Origin of the sequence: Halogeometricum rufum (assembly GCF_900112175.1) — an archaeon.
Classification (GTDB): Archaea; Halobacteriota; Halobacteria; order Halobacteriales; family Haloferacaceae; genus Halogeometricum; species Halogeometricum rufum.
This window is the reverse complement of sequence record NZ_FOYT01000002.1, coordinates 656,741-679,518: the sequence shown is the minus strand read 5'-3', so window position 1 is coordinate 679,518 and position 22,778 is coordinate 656,741. Positions and strand designations below refer to the sequence as shown.

20 protein-coding genes and 1 tRNA gene are annotated in these 22,778 nt (G+C 68.3%); 11 read left to right on the top strand and 10 right to left on the bottom strand.

Features of this window, described 5'->3' with window-relative positions:
* Window positions 1-1,212: 1,212 nt before the first annotated feature.
* Window positions 1,213-3,438 (bottom strand): CDC48 family AAA ATPase, encoded by a 2,226-nt coding sequence (locus tag BM310_RS13150; protein ID WP_089808419.1) that lies wholly within the window; start codon window positions 3,436-3,438, stop codon window positions 1,213-1,215.
* 191 nt (window positions 3,439-3,629) lie between these two features.
* On the opposite strand from BM310_RS13150, the gene larC reads away from it, so the two are divergent.
* Together larC and BM310_RS13140 are read left to right on the top strand one after the other, a co-directional pair.
* A complete protein-coding gene (gene larC, locus BM310_RS13145) occupies window positions 3,630-4,967 on the top strand; it encodes a nickel pincer cofactor biosynthesis protein LarC (RefSeq protein ID WP_089808417.1) in 1,338 nt (445 codons plus the stop codon).
* An 89-nt stretch (window positions 4,968-5,056) separates the two neighbouring features.
* On the top strand, window positions 5,057-5,554 hold the full coding sequence (locus tag BM310_RS13140) for a YciE/YciF ferroxidase family protein (protein WP_089808415.1): 498 nt from the start codon (window positions 5,057-5,059) through the stop codon (window positions 5,552-5,554).
* A gap of 60 nt (window positions 5,555-5,614) precedes the next feature.
* Here the strand turns inward: BM310_RS13140 and BM310_RS13135 are convergent, their stop codons facing one another.
* Window positions 5,615-6,394, bottom strand: a complete 780-nt coding sequence (locus tag BM310_RS13135; protein WP_089808413.1) for a hypothetical protein — start codon at window positions 6,392-6,394, stop codon at window positions 5,615-5,617.
* A 123-nt stretch (window positions 6,395-6,517) separates the two neighbouring features.
* On the opposite strand from BM310_RS13135, the gene radB reads away from it, so the two are divergent.
* Both radB and BM310_RS13125 read left to right on the top strand, forming a co-directional pair.
* The gene (gene radB, locus BM310_RS13130) at window positions 6,518-7,216 is read left to right on the top strand and encodes a DNA repair and recombination protein RadB (protein ID WP_089808411.1); all 699 of its coding nucleotides are present in this window, start codon (window positions 6,518-6,520) and stop codon (window positions 7,214-7,216) included.
* A gap of 53 nt (window positions 7,217-7,269) precedes the next feature.
* Window positions 7,270-8,052: a DUF6498-containing protein gene (locus tag BM310_RS13125; RefSeq protein WP_089808410.1), complete on the top strand. Its 783-nt coding sequence runs from the start codon at window positions 7,270-7,272 to the stop codon at window positions 8,050-8,052.
* A gap of 64 nt (window positions 8,053-8,116) precedes the next feature.
* On the opposite strand, the gene BM310_RS13120 is transcribed toward BM310_RS13125, so the two are convergent.
* Window positions 8,117-9,259, bottom strand: coding sequence for a CBS domain-containing protein (locus tag BM310_RS13120; RefSeq protein ID WP_089808408.1), 1,143 nt, complete (start codon window positions 9,257-9,259; stop codon window positions 8,117-8,119).
* Between the two features lie 168 nt (window positions 9,260-9,427).
* On the opposite strand from BM310_RS13120, the gene BM310_RS13115 reads away from it, so the two are divergent.
* Window positions 9,428-10,765 carry a S8 family serine peptidase gene (locus tag BM310_RS13115; protein WP_089808406.1) on the top strand — a complete coding sequence of 446 codons (1,338 nt, stop codon included), beginning with the start codon at window positions 9,428-9,430 and terminating at the stop codon, window positions 10,763-10,765.
* Window positions 10,766-10,853: 88 nt separating this feature from the next.
* Entirely contained in the window at window positions 10,854-11,453 is a 600-nt protein-coding gene (locus tag BM310_RS13110) for an ArsR/SmtB family transcription factor (protein ID WP_089808404.1), read from the top strand.
* 68 nt (window positions 11,454-11,521) lie between these two features.
* On the opposite strand, the gene BM310_RS13105 is transcribed toward BM310_RS13110, so the two are convergent.
* Window positions 11,522-12,574, bottom strand: coding sequence for a BGTF surface domain-containing protein (locus tag BM310_RS13105; RefSeq protein WP_089808402.1), 1,053 nt, complete (start codon window positions 12,572-12,574; stop codon window positions 11,522-11,524).
* A gap of 242 nt (window positions 12,575-12,816) precedes the next feature.
* On the opposite strand from BM310_RS13105, the gene BM310_RS13100 reads away from it, so the two are divergent.
* Window positions 12,817-13,071: a hypothetical protein gene (locus tag BM310_RS13100; RefSeq protein WP_089808400.1), complete on the top strand. Its 255-nt coding sequence runs from the start codon at window positions 12,817-12,819 to the stop codon at window positions 13,069-13,071.
* A gap of 93 nt (window positions 13,072-13,164) precedes the next feature.
* Here the strand turns inward: BM310_RS13100 and BM310_RS13095 are convergent, their stop codons facing one another.
* The 6 genes from BM310_RS13095 to BM310_RS13070 form a co-directional block, all read right to left on the bottom strand.
* The gene (locus BM310_RS13095; RefSeq protein WP_089808398.1) at window positions 13,165-13,569 is read right to left on the bottom strand and encodes a DUF2267 domain-containing protein; all 405 of its coding nucleotides are present in this window, start codon (window positions 13,567-13,569) and stop codon (window positions 13,165-13,167) included.
* A 136-nt stretch (window positions 13,570-13,705) separates the two neighbouring features.
* Window positions 13,706-15,343 carry a COG1361 S-layer family protein gene (locus tag BM310_RS13090; protein ID WP_089808396.1) on the bottom strand — a complete coding sequence of 546 codons (1,638 nt, stop codon included), beginning with the start codon at window positions 15,341-15,343 and terminating at the stop codon, window positions 13,706-13,708.
* Window positions 15,344-15,410: 67 nt separating this feature from the next.
* On the bottom strand, window positions 15,411-16,196 hold the full coding sequence (locus BM310_RS13085; RefSeq protein ID WP_089808394.1) for an ABC transporter permease subunit: 786 nt from the start codon (window positions 16,194-16,196) through the stop codon (window positions 15,411-15,413).
* A 2-nt stretch (window positions 16,197-16,198) separates the two neighbouring features.
* The gene (locus BM310_RS13080; protein ID WP_089808392.1) at window positions 16,199-17,227 is read right to left on the bottom strand and encodes an ABC transporter ATP-binding protein; all 1,029 of its coding nucleotides are present in this window, start codon (window positions 17,225-17,227) and stop codon (window positions 16,199-16,201) included.
* 144 nt (window positions 17,228-17,371) lie between these two features.
* Window positions 17,372-18,040, bottom strand: a complete 669-nt coding sequence (locus BM310_RS13075) for a DUF998 domain-containing protein (protein ID WP_177232615.1) — start codon at window positions 18,038-18,040, stop codon at window positions 17,372-17,374.
* Window positions 18,041-18,341: 301 nt separating this feature from the next.
* Window positions 18,342-18,416: transfer RNA gene (locus BM310_RS13070), tRNA-Val, on the bottom strand.
* A gap of 235 nt (window positions 18,417-18,651) precedes the next feature.
* Here BM310_RS13070 and trpD point away from each other — a divergent pair.
* The 4 genes from trpD to trpG are packed head-to-tail and all read left to right on the top strand — an operon-like array spanning window position 18,652 to window position 22,667.
* Window positions 18,652-19,689, top strand: a complete 1,038-nt coding sequence (trpD, locus tag BM310_RS13065) for an anthranilate phosphoribosyltransferase (RefSeq protein ID WP_089808390.1) — start codon at window positions 18,652-18,654, stop codon at window positions 19,687-19,689.
* Between the two features lies 1 nt (window position 19,690).
* Window positions 19,691-20,344, top strand: a complete 654-nt coding sequence (locus tag BM310_RS13060; RefSeq protein WP_089808388.1) for a phosphoribosylanthranilate isomerase — start codon at window positions 19,691-19,693, stop codon at window positions 20,342-20,344.
* 59 nt (window positions 20,345-20,403) lie between these two features.
* On the top strand, window positions 20,404-22,047 hold the full coding sequence (gene trpE / locus BM310_RS13055; protein WP_089809231.1) for an anthranilate synthase component I: 1,644 nt from the start codon (window positions 20,404-20,406) through the stop codon (window positions 22,045-22,047).
* Entirely contained in the window at window positions 22,044-22,667 is a 624-nt protein-coding gene (gene trpG / locus BM310_RS13050; RefSeq protein WP_089808386.1) for an anthranilate synthase component II, read from the top strand. The genes trpE and trpG overlap by 4 nt, the downstream gene beginning before the upstream one ends.
* Window positions 22,668-22,778 lie beyond the last annotated feature (111 nt).

The window sequence follows — 22,778 nt, the reverse complement described above, 5'->3', positions numbered from 1 at the left end:
GGGGTTCTTCGGGCCGCTTCGCGGCCCTGCGGGAACCCTCGTCGGAAAAAGCTGTCTCGCTGAGCGACGCGAAGCGAGGCTCGATGGGCGCTATGCACCCATCGGTGGACCAAAAACTCGCCTCGCGGTACGACTGATTGCGGGTCCTTTCTTGGCCGATGAAGCAGAGCCCGATTCTGGAACGTTCGCCGGATAGGCTTTCGACTCGATAGTGATGAACTCGTCACTCCGGGAAGCTTGCGAACGTAGTCGGGCGCACAGCCCGGTGTGCTTTTAAATCGAATGTGAGGTGTCCAGTTGGGCGTGGACGGGCGTTCTCGCACAGGGTGAGAGACATCAAAGCCAGTTTAATCACCACAAGCGATTTCAACTAGGTGAAAGAAGGGTAATCCGCAACTGGGAGGGCGACCGTGGTTTTGGTCGCCTATTCCTCGGACTCACTGAGCAGCAGCACCAACAGCGTGATAATCTGAATGGTGAGCTCGAGGAGGTTGTTCAGCGTCGTGAGGTGGGTAGCGTTCATGGCGGCCTCTGAGGTGGCTCAAGTAAGCCCTTGCAACTGGGAGGGCGACTGTTGCCACCTCACACACTCGGTGTGGGAGTCAGTGGCTTAACCGTTTTGTCTCCGCCGAAGCGTACTGGGAGTAGAGGGCTTGAGAGGCGGGAATTCGAAACATATTATTATCATTAACGAATCGGTGGGGTATTTAAATAGCACTGAATTTAGCTCACAAGCCTAAGCCGAGGAACCAACATTTCGAGTGGAACCAAGTTTTTGGGCATCAAGCCGCGCCGAGTAGGCGCGGCGACCACTCTTCGTCTGTTTCATCTGAACCCTGAGCGCAGCGAAGGGTGAGGTAATCTGTAGGTGTGAGTCTTTGCTCACACCGCGACGGAGACGTGAGCTACTGTTGAGTGCTACTAGTTCACGAACTCTTTGCTAAACGACGGATACCCCGAATACGTCTACGAGCGCTGGTATCGCGACGAGCGAAATAGGTGTCAAAACAACCCCGCTTCGTAGCCTCTCGTCCACCCCTCCGAGTAGGCACCGAGACGCAGACGACGAAAGCGAATCGACGGCGGAGAGCCACCGTGTCGTGCCGCGACGAGCGAAGCGAGTCGCGGAATCTTTTTAGTGCAGGTTTTTGCGATGAGGGTTCCCGCAGGGCCGCGAAGCGGCCCGAGGAAACCCGAATCTGCAAAAACGTGCTATTGGAAGCCGATACGGCCGCCGCGACTGTCGCCGAGTTGCTCGCGCGCGCCGCCCTTGAACTGGTCCTGCATCTGCTCGTAGTAGTCCATCAGGTCTTCCGTGATGGTCGGGCGGACGGACTCCATCGCCTTGCGGAAGTGCCGCATCTCTATCTCTTCGGCGTCGTCGTCCTCGCGAAGCGCCTCGATGGCTGCCTCGCGGCCGATGGATTCGAGGTCGGACCCGACGTAGCCATCGGTTATCTCCGCGATTTCGCGCAGGCTCACGTCGGGCGCGAGCGGACTCGACTTCGTGTGAATCTTCAGAATCTGCTCGCGGCCCTCCTCGCTCGGTTGGCCGATGAGGACGAGGCGGTCGAACCGACCCGAGCGGATGAGCGCGGGGTCGATCATGTCGGGGCGGTTGGTCGCGCCGATGACCATCACGTCGCCGTTCTCCTCGAGGCCGTCCAACTCGGTCAGCAGTTGGTTGACGACGCGTTCGGAGACGTTGTTGCCCATGTCGTTGCCCCGACTGGGCGCGAGGCTGTCCAACTCGTCGAAGAAGATGATGGTCGGACTGACCTGCCGCGCCTTGCGGAACGTCTGGCGGATGGCCTTCTCGCTCTCCCCGACCCACTTCGACAGCAGTTGCGGGCCCCTGACGGAGATGAAGTTGGCGTTCGTCTCGTTGGCGACGGCCTTCGCCATGAGCGTCTTCCCCGTGCCGGGCGGTCCGTACAGGAGGACGCCCTTCGGCGGTTCGATGCCCATGCGTTCGAACTTCCCGCGGGAGGTGAGCGGCCACTCGACGCTCTCTTTGACCTGCTGTTTCGGGTCTTCGAGTCCGCCGACGTCGTCCCACGATATCTTCGGCAGTTCGACGAGGACCTCCCGCATCGCCGAGGGTTCCACCTCGGTGAGTGCGCCCTCGAAGTCGTCGCGCTTGACGATCATCCGGTCGATGAGACTCGGCGGGATGTCCTCCTCGTCGAGGTCTATCTCCGGGAGGTACCGCCGGAGGGCCTTCATCGCGGCCTCCTTCGTCAGCGACTCGATGTCGGCGCCGACGAAGCCGTGCGTCTCGTCCGCGAGGTGGTCGAGCGACACGTCGTCCGAGAGGGGCATCCCGCGCGTGTGAATCTGGAGGATCTCCTTGCGGCCGCTCTCGTCGGGGACGCCGATCTCGATTTCGCGGTCGAACCGACCGGGACGGCGGAGTGCGGGGTCGACCGAGTCGACGCGGTTGGTCGCCGCGATGACGATGACCTGCCCGCGCGTCTCCAACCCGTCCATCATCGTCAGCAGTTGGGCGACGACGCGGCGTTCGACTTCGCCGGTCACGTCCTCGCGCTTGGGCGCGATGGAGTCGAGTTCGTCGATGAAGATTATCGAGGGCGACTCCTCTTTGGCGTCCTCGAATATCTCGCGCAGTTGCTGTTCGGACTCGCCGTAGTACTTCGAGATGATCTCCGGCCCGGCGATGGAGAAGAAACTCGCCGACGTCTCGTTGGCGACGGCCTTCGCCAGGAGGGTCTTCCCCGTCCCCGGCGGGCCGTGCAACAGCACCCCCTGCGGCGGTTCGATGCCGAGTTTCTTGAATATCTGCGGGTGCTTCATCGGGAGTTCGACCATCTCCCGGACCCGCTGAATCTCGCCCTGCAGGCCGCCGATGTCCTCGTACGTAATTCCGCCGCCGGTCTTCTCGAACCCGGAGATGGGCTCCTCGCGGAGTTCCACCTCGGTGTCCTCGGTGACGAGACAGACGCCTTCGGGTTCCGTCTCGACGGCGATGAGCGGAATCGCCTGTCCGGGCGACCGCATGAACGGGTGGTTCGTCGAGGACATCACGGGGACGATGTCGCGTTCGACGACGGGACGCTTGAGAATCTGGCGTTTGACCATGCCGGCGGCGTCCGAACCGAACTGGACGCTCGCCTCCTCCGGGGGCGCGAGGACGAGTTTCTCGGCCTTCGTCGCCTCCGCCTTCCGGATGGTCACCCGTTCGCCGATACCCACGTCGGCGTTCTGACGGGTGAAGCCGTCGATGCGAACCGTGTCCGTGTTCCAGTCTTGGCGGTCTGCACGCCACACCTTGGCCGCCGTCGTCTCACCGCCTTCTATCTCGATGATGTCGCCCGGTGAGAGTTTGAGATGGAGCAACGTGTCCGGGTCAAGACGGGCGATGCCGCGACCCGAGTCGTTCGGGTACGCTTTCGCCACTTCGAGTTGCACTTCGTTCATGATTTGCTCGCGGGGATATGTCTGGTTCCTCGGTTTCCGTGCGGGATAAGTGCTTCCCCAGAGGGGATCGCCTGCGCCCGCCTCGCTTTGTGTGACACTCTATATCATGGTAGGGTTCGAGCATACAAATCCCTACCGACTGCGTCCATCGATGCCGTGGAACTTTTACTCGCTACCGCCTCCACGCAGACATGCGCACACTCGCGTTCGACGGCCGGATGGGTGCCAGCGGCGACATGATACTCGCGTCTCTCGTGGCCGCCGGTGCCGACCCGCGTTCGCTCCGACCCGTCGAGGAGGCTCTCGACGTCCGCTACGACGTTTCGACGGTGGTGAAGAACGGTATCTCCGCGACTCGCGTTCGGGTCCTGCTGGACGACGCCGACGAAGACGGTGACGACGACGGCGGCTCGCAGGACATCCACTCGCACGACGACCACGCCCATTCGCACGACTCCGACCACTCGCACGACGCCGACCACTCGCACGACCACGACCACTCACACGATCACGACGACGCCACGCCCGCAGAGGGCCACGGCCCCCACCGCGCCTACGCCGAAGTCGTCGAGATAGTCGAGGCGATGGACCTGCCCGACGGCGTCGAACGGGACGCGAAGGCCGTCTTCGAGAGACTCGGCGAGGCGGAGGCGGCGGTCCACGGCACCGACCTCGCGGAGACGCACTTCCACGAGGTCGGCGCGGACGACGCCATCGCCGACGTGGTCGGCGCGTGCCTCCTCCTCGACGACCTCGACGTCGAACGCGTCGTCACCACGCCCCTCGCGACGGGCGGCGGCGACCAGACGATGGCCCACGGCACCTACCCCGTCCCGACGCCAGCGGTGGTCGAAATCGCCACGCACGCCGACTGGTCGTTGAGAGGAGGCCCCGTCGAGGCGGAACTGCTGACGCCGACGGGCGCGGCCGTCCTCGCGCACCTCGCTGAGGGCGTCGAGACGCTCCCGACCCTGGAACTCGACGCCGTCGGCTACGGCGCCGGCGGCTACGACTTCCCCGACCATCCGAACGTCCTCCGCACCCTCGTCGGCGACGGCGCGGGCCGCCTCGCGCGCGACGAGATAACGGTGCTGGAGACGAACGTGGACGACGCCTCGCCGGAACTCCTCGGAAGCCTCCAGTCGACGCTGACCGACGCCGGCGCGCGCGACGTGACCGTCCTGCCGGCGACGATGAAGAAGTCCCGCCCCGGCCACCTCGTGAAGGTCATCGTCAAGCCCGAGGACGCCGAACGCGTCGCGCACCGACTCGCCGTGGAGACGGGGTCGCTGGGCGTCCGCGAACACGGTGCGGGACACCGCTGGGTGGCATCCAGACGGTTCGAGACGGCCGAACTGGAAATCGAGGGCGAACGCTTCGAGGTGCCGGTGAAAGTCGCGGCCGACACCGACGGCGAGGTGTACGACTACAGCGCCGAGTTCGAGGACGCCGCCGCCGTCGCCGACGCCACGGGCCTGCCCGTCCGCGAGGTGATGCGCCGCGCGGAGAACGCCGTCGCCGACGAGTGACCCGTCCGTTCGGTGCTCCGCCGCCACGTAAAGCACATTAATATGCAACCAGTTCTGTGATTGATTCCCCTCGTCTCTCGGCGAATGCAATGTCCGCTGACTCACTCGAAGACCTGTTCGTGGACGGACTCCAGAAGCTCTACTACACCGAAAAACAGCTGCTGGACGCGCTCGAGGAACTCGAATCCGGGTCCTCCGACGAGAGCGTCAAAGAGGCGTTCTCCGAGCACCGTCAGGAGACGCAGACGCACGTCGAACGACTCGAAGAGGCGTTCGAGCGGATGGACAAGTCCGCCGAGACGAAGCAGGACCGCGTCGTGGACGCGATGATCGAGGAACACGAGGATTTCACCGGCCAGAACCCCGACGGGAAGGTCCTCGAACGGTTCAACATCGCCGCGGGCCAGAAGTCAGAGCACTACGAGATAGCCGCCTACGGCAACCTCATCCCGCTCGCCGACCAGCTCGGTCTGGAAGCGGTCGCGGACCTCCTCGAAGAGAACCTCCGCGAGGAGCAGGAGGCGCTCGACGAACTCTCGCAGATCGGCGAGGAGTTCGACTACGGCGAGATAGAGTCCAGCGCCTGAGACCGCCGGTCCGCGAACGCGCGCCTCGCTCGGTCGGACCCGCTCTCGTTTTTCGCTCCCTCACGTCTCGTCCGCGCCGCCGTTCTCCGCGTCGCCGTTCTCCGCGTCGCTCCCGCCGCGGTGTTCGGTCAGCGCCTCGTCGACGGTGAGGTCACCGGCGGCGACGCGTCTGGCGAGTCGCTCGTCGATGGTCCGGTTGTCGTCGCTCACGCGCCGAGACTCGTCTTTGATGCGCTGGAGTTCGCCCTGCGTCGGTTCGATGTCGCGGGAGTCGACCACCTCGCCGCTCATCCGTGCGATGTTGACCGCGGCGAGGACGTCGCCCATGCCGCGCGCGCCGGTGCCGAGGTACGGCGTCGTCCCCGTCTCGTCCACGAGTTCGACCGTGACGTCCTCCAGTTCGTTCACGATGGTCGACCCCTGGAGGCGCGCGCCGTCGCCGACGCGGACGACGGCGTCGGGGCTGTCTTCGACCTCTCGGCGGACGGTCTCCACCGCCTCCGAGAGCGGAACGTGGAACGCGGCGACGACGGTGTCGCCCGAGAGGACGGCCACGCCCGGTCGGGTGCCGGGGTCGACGCCGACGACGGTCCGCCCGCCGCCCCCGCGGAGGACGCTCACCGCCTCCTCGACGGCGCGTCTGGACTCGCCGGCCGACGCGACGACGGTTTCGACGCCCGCGGGGACGTCCAGTTCGTCCGTCGGGGCGACGACGACCACCTTCGCCCGGTCGGGAATCTCCTCGCCCGGTTCGACGGTGGTGAAGGCGACGCCCCTGTCGCGCAGGTCGGCCACGACGTCGTGGTAGAGTTCGAAGTCCGCGGTGGCGACGACTATCACCCGTGGACGTTCGCGAGGCGGCGAGTAAAGCGTGTCGCGCGAGGGCGAGGGACCGACCGCGTCGGGACGGCGACGGCGACCCGGACCGGGGGGTTTTTCGGCGGACACGACTCACCTCCTCTCGTGTCCGACCCAGTCACTACCGGATGCCGTTCGCTCGACGACCTCTTGGGGGGCGGGTTCGAGCGCGGCACCGTCACGCAGGTCTACGGACCGCCGGCGGCGGGGAAGACGAACGTCGCGCTGTCGGCCGCGGTCCGGGTCGCCGCCGCGGGCGGCACCGTCGTCTACATCGACACCGAGGGGCTCTCGGTCGACCGGTTCCGCCAACTCGCAGAGCACGTCGCGGGGCCGGACCAGTCCATCGAGGACGTGACCTCCCGGCTCATCGTCTCGGAGGCGCACGATTTCGAAGAGCAGGAGGAGGCCGTCCGCGACGCGAGCGAGTTCGCCGAACGCGCGGACCTCGTCGTCCTCGACAGCGCGACGGGCTTCTACCGCCTCGAACGGACGATAGACCAGAACGACGGCGGCGAGTCGCTCCGGCGGGTCGCTCGACAGGTCACGCACCTGCTCTCGCTGGCGCGCAAACACGACCTCGCGGTGGTCATCACGAATCAGGTGTTCACCGACCCCGACAGCGACGGTATCCGCGCCCTCGGCGGTCACACGCTCGAACACTGGACCGGCGCGGTCCTCCGCATCGACCGCTTCCGCGGCGGCAACCGCCGGGCGACGCTGGAGAAACACCGCGCGAAACCCGCCGGCGAGTCGGTGACGTTCGAGATAACCGACGGCGGCATCTCCTCGACGCAACTGTAGCGCCCCGGCGCGTATCCCAGTACTTTTGCCGACCGTTCGGCGTCTTCGGATAGATGTCCGCGCGCCGAAACGAAACTCTCGGCACCCTCGCGTTCGCGCCGACCCTCCTCTCGAACCTCCTTCCGGTCGTCGGTATCGTCGCGCTCGACTGGCGTATCGTCGAGGTGCTGGCGACGTACTGGCTGGAACTGGGCACGACGCTGCTCGTCTACGGCGTCGCCGCCCTGTTCGCCCGCCGTCCGGTCGTGCTGGACGGTCGAACCCTGTTTCTCCCGGGCGTGAGCAACGACACCGAGCGCCACGAGAAGTGGGACCGAGCGCCGAACCCGGTGGAACTGCCCGGACCGCTCCCGCCCGTCTACCCGCGGAACGCTCGACTGGTCCGGCTGTCGTTCGTGTGGGGCTTCGGCTTCCTCGCGTTCCCCCTGTACGCGGAGCCGAAACTGATTGCAGACGCGCTCTCGCCGGCGCTCGTGCTGACCGCACTCGCCATGGTCGCCTCTCACGTCGACCAACTCCGACGGGAGTTCTTCGGCGAGCGACGGTACGAGGAGATGTCGGCGCACATGGTACTGGAGGTGCCGGGGCGACTCCTGTTCTTCGTCATCTGCTACCTCGCGCTGGTCGGTGCCTGCGGGATAGTACTCGCGTTGCTCGCCGTCGGCGTCGCCGACTCGAACACCGTCGTCGTCCCGGCGTTCGAGACGGAACTGGCCGCCACGACGGTGGTCGTCGTCGGGATGCTCCTCGTGGAGTGGTCGCGCTTCCGGGCCGAACACGACCCGGAATCGAGCGGGTTCGCGACGTGGTTCCTCCCCGATGACCCGCGGGAGTAGCGTCGGTCGGCGGCGCAGTCGCTGATAGACGCGGAAGAAGACGGAGCGCGTCGCCCGGGGCCGACTACAGGTCGCCGAGCTTTCGCATGACCTGACCCTGGTACTTCTCGTCGGCGTTGACGCCCTTCAGTTCGAGCACGTTGCGTTCGAGTTTGTCGAGTGCGACGTGGAAGGCGTGTTCCGCCCCGTAGCCCTCGCCACTCCCGGCCACCTGTCCGTGACTGGTGCGGAGGCGCACCTGACACTGGATGAGAGGCGTCCCGCGGAGTTTCTCCTTGTGCTCGTGGAACCGGACGTGCGCGTGGAGGACCTGCATCTGCTGGTACTTGTCGACCACCTGCGTGATGGATTCGACGACGTTCTCGCGGGTCAGCGTCTCCAGCAGGCCGATGTTGGTAATCTGCACGTCCATCTGCTCCTCCTCGGTGAACGTCAGGGCGCGCAGCACGTCCGTCTTCGTGAGGACGCCGAGCACCTCGGCGTCGCTGTCGGTCGGCGTGACGACGAGCCCCTCGATGTCGTTCTCGAACATCCGGGAGACGGCCTCCTGGACCGTCTCGCCGGGCGTCGCCGTGATGACGGGCGAGGACATCAGGTCGTACACCGGCAGGTCGAGCATCCGGTCGATGTCGCCGCGGCGGTCACCGCGACCCTGACGGTCGGCGTTCCGGACCGAGAACTCGATGATGTCGTGCGTGGTCAGCACGCCGGTGAGTTTGCCGTCGTCGTCGGTGACGGGAAGTCGGGAGATGCCGTTCTCGCGCAGGCGGTTGATGGCCTGCCCGACGTGGGACTTCTCGCCGATGGTGACGACGTCCTCGGTCAGGATGTCCTCGACGGAGATGGCGTCGAGGTTCTCCAGCACCGCTTCGAGGATGTCGTTGCCCGTGACGATGCCGTACAGTTTCTCGCCCTCGAAGACGGGGGCGATGCGGGTGTCGCCCTCGACCAGCATCCGGGCCGCCTCGCGCACGTCCTCGTGACGGTCTATCTTGGGGGCAGACTTCATCACCGCCGACGACTTCGTGTCGTCCTCCATGCGGGAGCGGACGAGTTGCTTCTCGCCGATGACCCCGGCGTACTCGCCGTCGTCGGTGACGATGATACCGTGGGAGTTCTCGCGCTCGAAAATCGACCGGACTTTACCCAGTCGTTTGTCTGCATCAACCTCGACGAAATCGGGAGTGGCAATATTAGCAATATCCATAGGCCGAGTAACCTCCATCGTTAACGTACTCCGGCCTCGGTCTTGAAACTTCGCGCCGTTCGTGTCTCGCCGACTGACACGAGTACGACACTGTTTTGGGCGCGGACGTGAACCTGTCGAGACGATGTCGGGTATCCGAACCGCCCCGCCCTCCGCACCCGGACAGCCATGACCACCGAGGACCGCTGGACGCTCCTCGTCGTCGCCGTCTGCGTCGTCGTCGTCGCGGCGAGCATCGCCGCCGTGGCGGTGTGGGCTCCAGCGCCGTCGCGGGCGATTCCGTCGGATTCGACGGCGTCTGAACCGCTCGACCGCCTCCACGCGTCGGGCACCACCGGCGAGAACGTCACCGTCGGCGTCGTCGACGCCACCGGCTTCGACGCCGACCACGCGGCACTCGCGGACCGGGTCGCCGCGACGCGCGCGTTCGGGGCCGAACCGACGGTCGGAAACCGCGGCCGGGACGACCACGGCACCGCCGCCGCGGCGACGGTGGCCCGCGTCGCCCCCGACGCCTCCCTCGTCCTCGCCACCTTCGACTCGCCGCGCGGGTTCCGCGAGGCCGTCCGCTGGATGGTCGCCTCGGACGTGGACGTCGTCGTCGCGCCCGTCTCCTTCCTCGGGACGGCCGGCGACGGCAGCAGTCCCGTGGCCCGCGTCGCGACGAACGCCACCCGCGAGGGCGTCGTCTTCGTCGCGCCCACCGGCAACCTCGCGCGCGGACACTGGGCCGGCCGGTACAGTCGCGTCGAGAACGGGACGCTCCGGTTCGGCGGCGACAGTCGCCTCTACCTCACCGGCGACGGCCGCCGCGTCACCGTCTGGCTCTCGTGGCCCGAACGGTACCGGTCGCAGGACTACACCGTCGAACTCTACCGGACGGGCGGCGGGCAGACGACGCTGGTCGCCCGGTCGCAACCGTACGCGGGCGACGGCGTCCCGAACGAACGCTTCGTCGTCAGCGCGCGGCCGGGCGCGTACCACGTCGTCGTCCGCGGCCCGCAGAACGCCACGGACGTCCCCCTCGAACTGTCGTCGCCGACGCACGACTTCAGGCGGCCCGTGCCGTCGGGCAGTCTCACCGCGCCCGCGACGGCCCCCGGCGTCCTCGCGGTGGGCGCGTTCGACCCGCGGACGGACCGACTGGAGCGGTTCAGTTCGCGCGGCCCGACCCGCGACGGCCGCCTCGGCGTGGACGTGGTCGCGCCCGACAGGGGCGTCTCGCCCGTCACCGACGAGCGATTCGTCGGGTCGTCGGCGTCCGCGCCGTACGCGGGCGGCGCGGCCGCACTCGTCCTCGCGACGGCCCCCGACCGGTCGCCGCGGGAGGTGGAGGTGCTGCTCGAACGGACGGCGACGGACGTCGGCAAACCCGGTCCCGACCCCGCGGCGGGTCACGGCCGCCTCCGACCGGCGGCGGCGGTCCGGGCCGCGCAGAACGAGACGGCGGACGGGAACGAACGCGGGGACGAGGCGGCGGGTCGAATCGCTCAAAGCGGCGTTTGAACTACGAACAGGGCTTAGTGGTCGCCCGAGAGACGACGACCACGCGACGACGCACGACTGTGCACGCGACGACGCGCACTTCACACGAATGTCCGGACTCATCGACCGCATACAGGACCGAACTGCACGCACCGACGAACGACCCCGCGTCCTCGACGTGGACGAAGCGGAGGCGGACGCCGTCATCGACGCCCTCTCCTCGGAGACGCGGCGGGCGGTGTTCCGCACGCTGTTCGACGACCCCGGGACGGCCTCCGACGTGGCCGACCGTCTGGACACCTCCGTCCAGAACGTCCACTACCACCTCTCGACGCTGACCGAGGCCGAACTCGTCGAGGCCGTCGACACGCGGTACTCGGAGAAGGGCAACGAGATGACCGTCTACGGGCCCGCCTCGGACCCCATCGTCTTCGTCGGCAACCGCGACATCGGCCCGCACGTCCGTCGGTCGCTGACCGACGTGGTCGCCGGTCTGGGCGTCCTCGGCCTCGCCTCGGTGCTGGTCCAGTGGGGGGCGAAACGACTGGTCGCGCCCGCGGCGACGGGCATCGGCGTGGTCGAACCGGCGAGTCGGTCGGCCGCGGACTCGACGCTGGCGACTCTCGTGTTCACCGCGGCCGAACCGGGCGTCCTCTTCTTCCTCGGTTGTCTCGCCGTCTTCGGTCTGGTCGCGTACGTACGGGAGTGACGTTCGGCGGGGGCGTTCGACGAGGTTCGGCGAGCGACGGCCGTTCGAGTTCGACGAGCGACGGGCCCTCAGGACCGGAACAGGCCGAGGAGGACGCCGACGCCGACGACGCCCAGCGTGACGCCGAATCCGACGGCGACCAGTCCCGCGGCGTCGCCGCCGAACAGTCCGTCGTCCGAACCGGTCGTGACGGTCCCGGTCCGCGGTCGCTCCGTCTCCGGCACGTCCGTCGCCGTCGCGGCCGTCGCTGTTCCGGCCGTCGCCGTCGGCGCGTCCGTCACCGTCTCGGTCGGCGACGGTTCGACCGTCGGCGCTTCGTGGACGACCAGCGACCCGACGTCGGCGGGGTCGCCGGTGGTGTTCGTCCCCGGATAGACCGCTATCGGGTAGTTTCCGGGGTCGACGAGGGCGGGTAGTTCCGACTCCCGTATCGGGTCGACCGCCGTGCGCTGGTCGGCGTCGAGGACGCTCGCCGTCGTCCGGTCCGTGCCGGCGTGTTCGGTGTGGAACAGGAGGATTGCGCGGCCGTCACCGTCTCGGTCGCGGAGGGTCGCGGCGTACTGGTAGTTGACCGACTCCTCGCCGACGACGACGGTGACGTTCTCGGCGTCGCCGAAGGTGACGGGGATGCGCGCCGTCCGCGTCCGGGTCACCTCGCTGACGGCGACGACGCCGACGCGGTCCGGCGACAGCGTCGTCTCGCCCTCGAAGGAGTCGCGCTCCGTCGCCGTCGCGTCGGTGCAGTCGCCGTCGCAGGGGACGATTCGCCCCTCCGCCTGCCCGAGTCGCTCGCCGTCGTGATACGCCGAGAGGGCGAACGTCCCGTTCGTCGGCCCGTCGCTCATGTCGAAGCGAACCTCGAACGTCCCGTACTCCGTGACCGTCGTCTCGGCGGTCCGGAGGAACTGCGGTTGCGTGTCGCCCGTCGAGCGCATCCTGACGCTCAGGACGGACCCCGCCGGGAGCGTCGTCTCGCCCGTCACGGCCTGTCCGGCCCGCGGGTGCACCGTCAGCGCGTCGCCCTCGTGGACGAACGTCGCGGTGTCCTCGACGGCCGCCGCGCCGGCCGGCGCGAGGGCCGCGCCGAGGACACAGACGAGGAGTGCGACGCGGAGGCTCATCGCGGTCCTCCGTCGATTCCGTGCCGTCTGTCTGTGATGCTGGAGGGCATCGTACGTGCAACGTGAACGGTCGAGAAGTTAGTACGACCGATAGCTCAAAGCGCACGTTGAACGGTAACGTATCCGAGCGAGTCCGGTCCGCCGGTGCGATAGCGCCCGTTCGGGACGCGCTGGCACCGCCCGTCGCGAGCGGATACTGCTCGGACCGAAAGGGACTCAAAGGACCGCGGCGGTTCACCGGTATGACAAGCGGACTACTCGCGCTCGTCCCCGAACTCGTCGAACTCCTCGTCTTCGGCGTCGGCACCGTCGCCCTCTCGGGCTTCGGCGTCTACGTCGAGCGATTCGCGCTCTCGATGTTCGAGAGCGGTCAGGTCGAACTCGGCGCGTGGGCGGCCGTGATGGGTGCGGTTGCGTTCGGGTTCTCCTACCTGCTCGCCACCGACCAGTTCGGTCCGCGCCTCCGGCGTCTGCTCGCCGGCGGCGACGGTCGGTAGCCGAACTCACCGGTCGGTCATCGGCGTCCTGCGGACCGGCGGTGACCGTGGTACCGACGCCCGCCACTGAGATGCGGCCATCCTTCTGCCTCGCTACGACCCCGCGGTGTCGGGGTTGAACAGTCGCTCGTAGCTTCCGGGGAGTTGCGCGCGGATGCCCCCGAGTTCGCCGTCGCCGACGCTGTCGGCGAGGGTGCTGGCGACGGCTTTCGCGTGCGACGCCGCGTCCGACTCGTCGATACGTCCGTCGGTCGCCTCTCGGTCGCGGACCCGGTCGACGAACGTCTCGGCGTCGAACGACTCGGGTTCCGTCCCGCCCTCCCCCGTCAGGTCCGAACCGAACGACTCGGGCACCTGCGCGGCGAGGTCATCGACCTCCGGTTCCGTGAGCCGAGAACCGAAGACGCGGAGCGTCGCCTGGACGGCGGCGCGGGCTTCGTCGGTCGATTCGAGTCCGGCACGTTCGCGAACGTGGCTGACGAACTGGTGTTCGTTCATGTCGAAACCGAGCGTCGGAGGACGCTCGTTCGGGTGACCGGGCGGACCCCGTTTCGCTGTTGTGGCCGCCGGACCGGTCGCGCGAGAAGTCGCACCCGCCGCCAGTCTCCGTCGCTGCCCTCGCCCGCACCCGTCGCTACCGTCGCCGGTACCACCAGTAGCCGAGACTGGCGACGATGAGGAGTGCGAGCACGCCGACCGCGGCGAGGGCGCCCGTGTCGACCGACTGCTCCTCGAGCGAGACGGCGACCGGGACGCGGTGCGACTCGCTGTCCACGTCGCCGTCGGCCGACTCGGAGGTGACGTTCACCGTCACCGGGTGCGTGCTCTCCACGGCGTCTTCGTCCACGCTCAACTCGAACGCGACGCGTTCGGACTCGCCGGGGTCCAACTCGCCCACGTAGGCCGTCGGCGCGACGCTCGTGAACGGCGGCCGCGGTTCGAGGGAGACGGCCACGTCCGTGCGCGGCGCGTCGCCCGCGTTGGTGACGCGGACGACGAGGCGGTTCGTGGTGTCCGGTCCGAACGTCGCGTTCTGCGGTTCCAGCGCGAACCGGTCGCGCTCCGGTTCGACGGTCGAGCGCACGAACAGCGCGTCGCTCTGCCGCGTCGCGTCCTCGCGCCCCCGGTACCGGACGCTCAGGTCGAACTGGTGTGGGCCGGGTTCTCCCCGGTCGGTCACCCGCACGGGGAACGCGACGGCCGCCGACTCGCCCGCTTCGAGCGTCCCGACGGGGTACGACGACTGGAGTGCGACGACGCCGTCGCTGCCCGTCTCGATGTACACGACGGCGTCCCGAGCCGTCTCCGGCCCCCTGTTGACGACGGTGCCCCGGACCGTCCCCCGTTCGCCGACGAACAGCGTCGCGGACGATTCGCGGACGACGAAGCGCTGTTCGGGCGCCGGGACGACGCCGGTGACGAGCGGTTCGGACCGCCGGGGCCGGTCGTCGTCGTCGGAGTAGCTGACCCGTCCGACGACGGTGTAGTTCCGGCGGCCGGCGGTCGAAAGCGCCGTCGACGGCACGTCGACGGTGGCCTCCTCGCCCGGTCGCCACGCGCCGACGAACCGGGAGACGCTGCCGTTCGTGCCGACGCGGAACTCCGCCGACCGGGACTGGACCGAGACCCTCGCGTCCCGCGCCGTCGCACTCCCGACGTTGCGCAGGGTGAGCGTGACGTTCCCCCTCTCGCCGACCGGGGTGTCGGTCGCCGACTCGACGAGTCGGAACCGCGCCTCGGGTTCGACGACGAGTCGCACGCGCGCCGTCCGGAACGCCTCGACGTCATCGTGCTCGCCCGTGTAGTCGTCTATCTCCCGGGTGTAGTCGTAGCGGAGTCGAACCGGGAGACGGTACGTCCCGGGTTCGGCGTCCTCGTCGACGGTCACCCGCACCTGCATCTCCGCGACGCCGCCGTCGGGGATGGACCCGAGCGACGCGCGCGTCGTCTCGACGGTGACGGGGGCGTTGCCCGAGTCGAGTCTGGCTCGCACCCCGCGAGCGGTCGTCAGTCGCTGTTCGACCCCCGGGGCACCGCTGCTCTCCTCCAGCGACGCGACGTTCGTAATCTGCAGTCGGAGTTCGACCGACTCGCCGGGCGAGACGCGGTTCTCGGGCATCGTCGCCGACAGGTGTGGCTCGCCCTCGATGGCCGCGACGCCCGTCGGGACGAGGAGGCAGACGACGAGGACGCCGGCGAGAACCGTCCGCGCCCTCATCGGCGCGCCTCCCCGACGGCCCGCGACGGCGTCCGCGCCGCGCCGTCGCTCCATCTCACGGGGTCGTCGGCCCGCACCCGCCCGCGCGCTACTCCGCTCCGTCCGTCGGTTCTCGTCGCTCTCATATGTCTCTCCGTTGGAACTGCAGTGCGCTGACGATGACCAGCAGGGCGGCCACTTCGAGGAGGATGGCCGCGCCCAGCAGGTCGTACGTGCCGTCGACCAGAATCGCGGTCGGGTCGTAGTACCGGGTCGGGCTGAGCGTCCCCAGCCACTCGTAGTCCGTCCCGACGACGAACGATTCGAGCATGAACAGGCCGAAGACGACGCCCATCGCGCCGCGTTGGGCCAGACTGCCCCTGCTGACGCTGACGGAGATGAGCAGCCCCAGACCCGCACAGGCGAGGAGGTACGGAATCGAGAGGAGGTGGACCATCGCCACGTCGGCCAGCGACAGGGGGTCGCCGACGAACGCCGCCCCGAAGTAGACGACGACGCCGACGACGACGTTGACGACGACGATGGGTGTCAACAGCGAGGCGAACTTTCCCAGGAGGACCGAGACGCGGGAGACGGGGCTGGAGAGGAGCAGGTCGAGTCGCTCGCGTTCCACGTCGCCCGCGATGAGGTCCCCCGCGCTGTAGGCGAAGTAGAGCCCGAGGAGCAGAATCCAGCCGAACTGGTACAACTCGGTGGCGAACAGGCCTTCGAGCGTGCCGATGGCGTCGACGCCGAACGCCGACTGGAACGCCGGCGGGAGCGCCTCCGCGTACGCTTCGAGGTCCACCTCGTCGATGATGGAGGGGCCGATGGCGAGGAACAGGCCGGCGTATATCGACAGTCCGACGGCGATGGCCGCCGTCCCCGGGATGCGTCGCTCCGTCTCGTACCGGGCGATTTCGAGCACGGCTACCCGCCCCCCTCGACCTGTTCGTCAACCGGTTCGTCGGTCGGTCCGTCGCCCGAATCGCCGGTCGGTCCGTCGCCCGAATCGCCGGTCGGTTCGCCCCTCGCCTCGTCGGGCGGCGCCTCCCCGTAGAACCGCATGAAAACCTCTTCCAGCGGTGCCTCCTCTATCTCGACGTCGAGGACGTCGTAGCCGGTCAGGTGGTCGAGGAGGACGTTGTACTCGCCGGTGAACGTGAACGTCACCGTCTCCCCGCCCCGTCTGTCGCCCGCGTCCGTCGTCCCGCCGGACCCCACCGTCAGGTCGTGGACGCCCGGGAACGCGAAGTCGTCGACGCGTATCTCGTCGGCGACGCGAACCCTGACGAACTTCCCCGACCGGCCGAGGAGTGTCTCGACGTTCTCCAACTCCACGAGGCGGCCGGCGCGGATGATGCCGACCCGTTCGCACATCTTCTGCACCTCGCCGAGGATGTGCGAGGAGAGGAACACCGTCTTCCCGCGGTCGTGTTCGCGGCCGACGAACTCGACGAACCGCTCCTGTTTGAGCGGGTCGAGCCCGCTCGTCGGTTCGTCCATGAGTATCAGGTTCGGGTCGTGCATGAACGCCAGCACGATACCCAGCATCTGCTTGTTCCCGCGGGAGTAGCCGCCGATCTTCCGCTGTAACGGCGGGTCGAACATGTCGAGGAGTTCGTCGCTGCGTTCGTCGCCGCGCAACGCGCCGTAGTACTCCAACAGTCGCCGTCCGGTCGCGTTCTCGTCGAACACCGGTTCCGCGGGGAGGTAGCCGATTTCGCGGCGCGCCTCGATCATCTCGCGTTCGTCCGTCACGTCCCGGCCGAGCATCGTCGCTCCGCCGCCCGTCGGCGACTGGAAGCCCAGCAGCGTCCTGATGAGCGTCGTCTTACCGGACCCGTTGGGGCCGAGGAAGCCGAACACCTCCCCCTCCTCGACGGCGAAGGAGACGTCCTCGATACCCCGGGTCTCGCCGTAATACTTGGTCAGCTCATCGGTCTGTATCGCTGCCATTCGGCATCACGCCAGTCGAGGTACAGCGCCGGGGGAGATAGAATCTTGGTTCGCGTTGTCACGTTTTGGGGACGACCGGTCCTGTGGAACCCCTCACTCGGCGACGGGCTTCAGCCCCCGCGGTGAATACGAAGCGCGTCCCGATCAGCGCGGGGAGCGACTCAGGTCGTCGTCAGCGGTCCCCAACAGATAGCCACCGAAGGCGAGTGTCCACAGCACGAGCGGATAGACCACCCAGCGCTCGATTCCCCCACCCCCGAGGGACTCCAGCGGATGAGGGCCGCCGATGACGAGTCCGTAGAAAAACACACTCACGAGAAAGAGGAGCGAGATACCCCCGAAGAGACCACAGAGAACGGAGAACGGCCTGGAGACGACCCGTGACGAGAGGACGACTGCGAGACCGCCGCTGAAGAAGGTGAGAAGCGCGAAGAGCCCGTGCCAGGGGGTCACGTTGCCGGGGAACACGCCGACGCCGAATGCGCCGAAACCAAAGATAGCGAGTACGACCGGGAAGCCACGGCGATTCGTGGCGCGATAGACGAAGAGGGCCGCAACGAGCACGAGTGCCCCCGTCACCAGCATCGTGCCGTTGAATATCGTCGCGGAGGGTTCGTGGATGACCGGATTCGGTGGCCGCGTCGACCCGAGGTCACTGATGTCCTGTCTCGTCGAATAGTTCGGATAGAGGACTTCTGCCGTGATGATTCCCATGAGGGCGATGAATCCGGACAGAACCATGCTGAAGCCCGCTATCGACGAATCCGGATACCCGAGCCGACCCAAAATTCCACGCTGACGTGAGTCACTCATACACGAGTGAACCACGCCCGCTTATGTAAAACAGCTGTCGAACGAGGGTAGCGACGGTCCTGCGGACTCCGTCCACCAACGGCGTGACCGCACGAACGTCCGAATCGAACGGCGGATTTCGGCGAGAACCGCAGACGTCGTGGCGACTCGTGACGCGAGTGAGAAGCGGTGAGGAAGTGAGTTAGGTCAGATTGTGAACCTCACTCGCATCGCTTCGCGATGCTCGCTGGTTCAAATCGATGGCTACCACACACTTCGACGTACGCTCCTCGCTTCGCTCGTCGGTAGCGTCGAAGAGAAGTGGGTTGGGGCAGATTTGAACTGCCGGCCTCCTCCATGTCAAGGAGGTGTCATAACCAGACTAGACCACCAACCCTGGTTACTGCGTCCGTGGCGCCCGTCTGAGCGCATTACCTCGTTTTCCGGGGATACAATTAAGGGTTGCGAATCGAGTCGGCGTCGTTCGATTCGGCCGACGGAACGGTTACGCAGGCACCGACCGCCGACCGACTCCGAGCGTCCGGCGGCGGCGCTCGCGTCACCCCGACAGGCTTAAGCTGGTGAACTGATTTGTGCATTGTATACCGAAGACGTACATCGGTGTCTCTACGATGACGCTCCAAACCTACATCGAACGCACGACCGAGGGCACAGATCTGACGCAAGAGCAAGCGCGCGAGGCGGCGCGCCTCGTCTTCGACGGCGCGACGGAGGCGCAGATCGGCGCGCTCCTGACGGCCCTCCGGTCGAAGGGCGAGACGGAGACCGAAATCGCCGGCTTCGCACAGGGGATGCGCGACGCCGCCCGCACCATCGAACCCGACCGGAACCCGCTCGTCGACACGTGCGGCACGGGCGGCGACGACTACGACACCATCAACGTCTCGACGACCAGCGCCATCGTCGCCGCCGGGGCGGGCGCGGCCGTCGCCAAGCACGGCAACTACTCCGTCTCCTCCTCGTCGGGGAGCGCGGACGTGCTGGAAGTCGCCGGCGCGGACGTGGAGGCCGAACCGCCGGCCGTGGAGGCGGCCATCGAACGCGACGGCATCGGCTTCATGCTCGCGCCGGTGTTCCACCCCGCGATGAAGGCCGTCATCGGCCCGCGGCAGGAACTCGGCATGCGGACCATCTTCAACGTCCTCGGACCGCTCACGAACCCGGCGGGCGCGGAGGCGCAGGTCGTCGGCGTCTACGACCCGGACCTCGTCCCCGTCCTCGCGCGCGCACTCACCAAGATGCCCGTCGAACGCGCCCTCGTCGTCCACGGCTCCGGCATGGACGAGATAGCGCTCCACGACGAGACGGTCGTCGCCGAAGTCGACGGCGACAGCATCGAGGAATACGCCATCGCGCCGGCTGACCTCGGCCTCGACGCCGCGCCGGTCGCCGACGTCGCCGGCGGTACGCCGCAGGAGAACGCCGCCGACCTCCGCGGCATCGTCACGGGCGACGTGACCGGCCCCAAGCGGGACATCATCCTCGCGAACGCGGGCGCGGCCGTCTACGTGGCCGGCCTCGCCGACTCCGTCGAGGAGGGGGCCGAGGTGGCCGCGAACGCCATCGACTCCGGCCGGGCCGCCGAGACGTTCGCCGACCTCTGCGGCACCGACGCGGAGACGCCGGACGCAGAGTCGGCGGAGGTCTGAGATGGTACGGGTGAAGATATGCGGCGTCACGAGCGAGACGGACCTCCGCGCCGTGGACGAGGCGGGCGCGGACGCCGTCGGCTTCATCGCCGGCGTCCCCGTCGACACGCCGCGAGAACTGTCGCTCGCCCGGGCGGCCGAACTCGCCGCCGCCGCCCCACCGTTCCTCACGACGACGCACGTCACGATGCCCGAGACGGTCGGTGACGCCATCGAGGCGGGGGCGCGCGTGAACCCCGACGTGCTCCAGATTCACGGCGACTTCGACGCCGAGGACCTCCGGGCCGTCCGCGCCGGCGTGGACGCGCGAATCGCCGCCGTCGTGGACGCGGCGGACCCGCGACGCGCCAGCGACGTCGCCGCCGCCGTCGACGCCGTCGTCGTCGACTCCGTGAGCGACGAGGGAGCGGGCGGCACCGGCGAGACGCACGACTGGACGCGGACGGCCGACGTCGCCTCGACGCTCGACGCGCCCGTCGTCCTCGCCGGCGGACTGACCCCCGGCAACGTCGCCGAGGCGGTCCGGACGGTGGAACCCTACGCCGTCGACGTGGCGAGCGGCGTCGAGTCCAGCGGCGGCGTGAAGGACCGCGACGCCGTGCGCGCCTTCGTCGAGAACGCGACGGCCGCCGGGGCGCGGGGGGCGACGCCGTGAGACGCGCCGACGGCGTCGCCGGCACCCCGCTTTCGCTCTCCCGCGAGGCGTTCGTCTCGATGGTCGAAGACGAGAGCGGTCCCGTCGTCGCCCACCTCACCGCGGACCTGCCGACGGCGACGCCGCTGACGGCGTACGCGGCGCTCGCGGACCGAAGCGACTACGGCTTCCTCCTCGAGAGCGCGGAGAAGACGGCGTCGAGCGACCCCGCCGGCGCGTTCGCGCCGGACCACGCGACGACGGACAGACACGCCCGTTACTCGTTCGTCGGCTACGACCCCGACGCCGTCGTCACCGTCGGTCCCGACGGGGCGTCGGTCGAGACGCTGGGCGGCCGGGCCGCCGACTACGTCGACCCCGGCGACGGCGACGTGCTGGACCGCCTCCGCGGCGCGCTTCCGGACCTCCCGCGCGTCGGATTCCCCGACGACGACAGGCAGCGACTCCGCGGCGGCCTCGTCGGCTTCCTCGCCTACGAGGCCGTCTACGACCTCTGGCTGAACGAGGTCGGCGTGGAACGCCCCGAGACGGACACACCCGACGCGCAGTTCGTCCTCACCACGCGGACGCTCTCGTTCGACCACGCCGAGGAGACGGCGACGCTCGTCTGCACGCCCGTCGTCGCCCCCGACGACGACCCGGGGGCGGTGTACGACGAACTCCGCGCCGAGGCCGAGGCGGTTTCGGCGACGCTCCGGGAGGCCGAGACGCCCGAACCGGGCGGGTTCGTCCGGACGGGCGAGTCCGCCGGCCCGCGCGAGGAGTACGAAGCCGCGGTCCGCACGACGAAAGACCACGTCCTCGACGGCGACATCTACCAGGGCGTCGTCTCCCGCGTGCGCGAACTCCGCGGCGAGGTGGACCCCGTGGGTCTGTACGAGGCGCTTCGAGCCGTCAACCCCTCGCCGTACATGTACCTGCTGCGCCACGACGACGAACACGTCGTCGGCGCCAGTCCCGAGACGCTCGTCTCCGTCCACGGCGACCGGGTCGTCTCGAACCCCATCGCGGGCACCTGCGAACGCGGGACGAGTCCCGTCGAGGACCGCCGCCTCGCGGGCGAGATGCTGGCCGACGGGAAGGAACGCGCAGAACACACGATGCTCGTGGACCTCGCGCGCAACGACGTGCGCCGGGTGAGCGAGGCCGGCAGCGTCCGCGTCGAGGAGTTCATGAACGTGCTGAAGTACAGCCACGTCCAGCACATCGAGTCCACGGTGACCGGGACGCTCGCGACCGACTGCGACGCGTTCGACGCGACGCGCGCGACGTTCCCCGCCGGGACGCTGACGGGCGCGCCGAAGGTGCGCGCGATGGAGATAATCGACGACCTCGAACTGACGCCGCGCGGCGTCTACGGCGGCGGCGTGGGCTACTACTCGTGGTCCGGCGACGCCGACTTCGCCATCGTCATCCGGACGGCGACGGTCGAACGCCGCGGGGACGAGGACGTCGTCTCCGTGCGCGCGGGCGCTGGTCTCGTCGCCGACAGCGACCCGGCCGCCGAGTACGACGAGACCGAACAGAAGATGAGCGGCGTCCTCGCGGCCGTCGAACGAATCGAACGCGAGGCGGCGGGCGAAGCGGACGACGCCGACGGGACGGGCGACGCCGATACGACAAGCGGCGCCGACGCGGCGGACGACGCCGACGGCGCGCCCCACTCCGCCGAGGCCCGGGAGACCGAGGAGGTGCGCCGATGAGTCTCCGCGTCGTCGTCGTCGACAACTTCGATTCGTTCACCTACAACCTCGTGGAGTACCTCTCCGAGCAACGGGTCGGCGGCGAGAGCGTCGAGGTGGTCGTCCGGAAGAACACCGCGTCGCTCGACGAGATTCGCGGCCTCGACCCCGACGCCCTCGTCATCAGTCCCGGACCGGGGCACCCGAAGAACGACCGCGACGTGGGCGTGACGACCGAGGTGTTGACGACGCTCTCGGAATCGGTGCCGACGCTCGGCGTCTGTCTCGGCCTCGAAGCGGCGGTGTACGCTTACGGCGGCAGCGTCGGCCACGCCCCGGAGCCGATTCACGGCAAGGCGTTCCCCGTCGACCACGACGGCCGCGGCGTCTTCGACGGACTGGACCAGGGCTTTCAGGCCGGCCGCTACCACTCGCTGGTCGCCACCGAGGTGCCCGACTGCTTCGAGGTGTCGGCGACGACGGACCACTTCGGCGAGGAACTCGTGATGGGCGTCCGCCACCGCGAGCGACCCATCGAGGCGGTGCAGTTCCACCCCGAGAGCGTCCTCACGGGCGTCGGCCACGACGTGATTCGGAACTTCCTCGACGTGGTCGTCGACCGCGAACGCGCCGTCGCCTGACACCGAGTCCGCTCCGGCGGCAGGACCTCTCGGACGGCAACGCCCCCACTCCTGCGCGAGGACCTGTGTCTGCGTCCCGAGCGCGTCCCGCCGTTTGCGCCTCTTGTATGT

Excerpts from the sequence above, each read along its gene's own strand:
- BM310_RS13095 (WP_089808398.1), bottom strand. The coding sequence starts at position 13,569 with ATGAACGAACACCAGTTCGTCAGCCACGTTCGCGAACGTGCCGGACTC.
- trpE (WP_089809231.1), top strand. The coding sequence starts at position 20,404 with ATGGTCGAAGACGAGAGCGGTCCCGTCGTCGCCCACCTCACCGCGGAC.
- BM310_RS13120 (WP_089808408.1), bottom strand. The coding sequence starts at position 9,259 with ATGGATATTGCTAATATTGCCACTCCCGATTTCGTCGAGGTTGATGCA.
- BM310_RS13125 (WP_089808410.1), top strand. The coding sequence starts at position 7,270 with ATGTCCGCGCGCCGAAACGAAACTCTCGGCACCCTCGCGTTCGCGCCG.
- BM310_RS13140 (WP_089808415.1), top strand. The coding sequence starts at position 5,057 with ATGTCCGCTGACTCACTCGAAGACCTGTTCGTGGACGGACTCCAGAAG.
- larC (WP_089808417.1), top strand. The coding sequence starts at position 3,630 with ATGCGCACACTCGCGTTCGACGGCCGGATGGGTGCCAGCGGCGACATG.
- BM310_RS13150 (WP_089808419.1), bottom strand. The coding sequence starts at position 3,438 with ATGAACGAAGTGCAACTCGAAGTGGCGAAAGCGTACCCGAACGACTCG.
- BM310_RS13110 (WP_089808404.1), top strand. The coding sequence starts at position 10,854 with ATGTCCGGACTCATCGACCGCATACAGGACCGAACTGCACGCACCGAC.
- BM310_RS13105 (WP_089808402.1), bottom strand. The coding sequence starts at position 12,574 with ATGAGCCTCCGCGTCGCACTCCTCGTCTGTGTCCTCGGCGCGGCCCTC.
- BM310_RS13090 (WP_089808396.1), bottom strand. The coding sequence starts at position 15,343 with ATGGAGCGACGGCGCGGCGCGGACGCCGTCGCGGGCCGTCGGGGAGGC.
- BM310_RS13100 (WP_089808400.1), top strand. The coding sequence starts at position 12,817 with ATGACAAGCGGACTACTCGCGCTCGTCCCCGAACTCGTCGAACTCCTC.
- BM310_RS13080 (WP_089808392.1), bottom strand. The coding sequence starts at position 17,227 with ATGGCAGCGATACAGACCGATGAGCTGACCAAGTATTACGGCGAGACC.
- trpG (WP_089808386.1), top strand. The coding sequence starts at position 22,044 with ATGAGTCTCCGCGTCGTCGTCGTCGACAACTTCGATTCGTTCACCTAC.
- BM310_RS13075 (WP_177232615.1), bottom strand. The coding sequence starts at position 18,040 with ATGAGTGACTCACGTCAGCGTGGAATTTTGGGTCGGCTCGGGTATCCG.
- trpD (WP_089808390.1), top strand. The coding sequence starts at position 18,652 with ATGACGCTCCAAACCTACATCGAACGCACGACCGAGGGCACAGATCTG.
- BM310_RS13115 (WP_089808406.1), top strand. The coding sequence starts at position 9,428 with ATGACCACCGAGGACCGCTGGACGCTCCTCGTCGTCGCCGTCTGCGTC.
- BM310_RS13060 (WP_089808388.1), top strand. The coding sequence starts at position 19,691 with ATGGTACGGGTGAAGATATGCGGCGTCACGAGCGAGACGGACCTCCGC.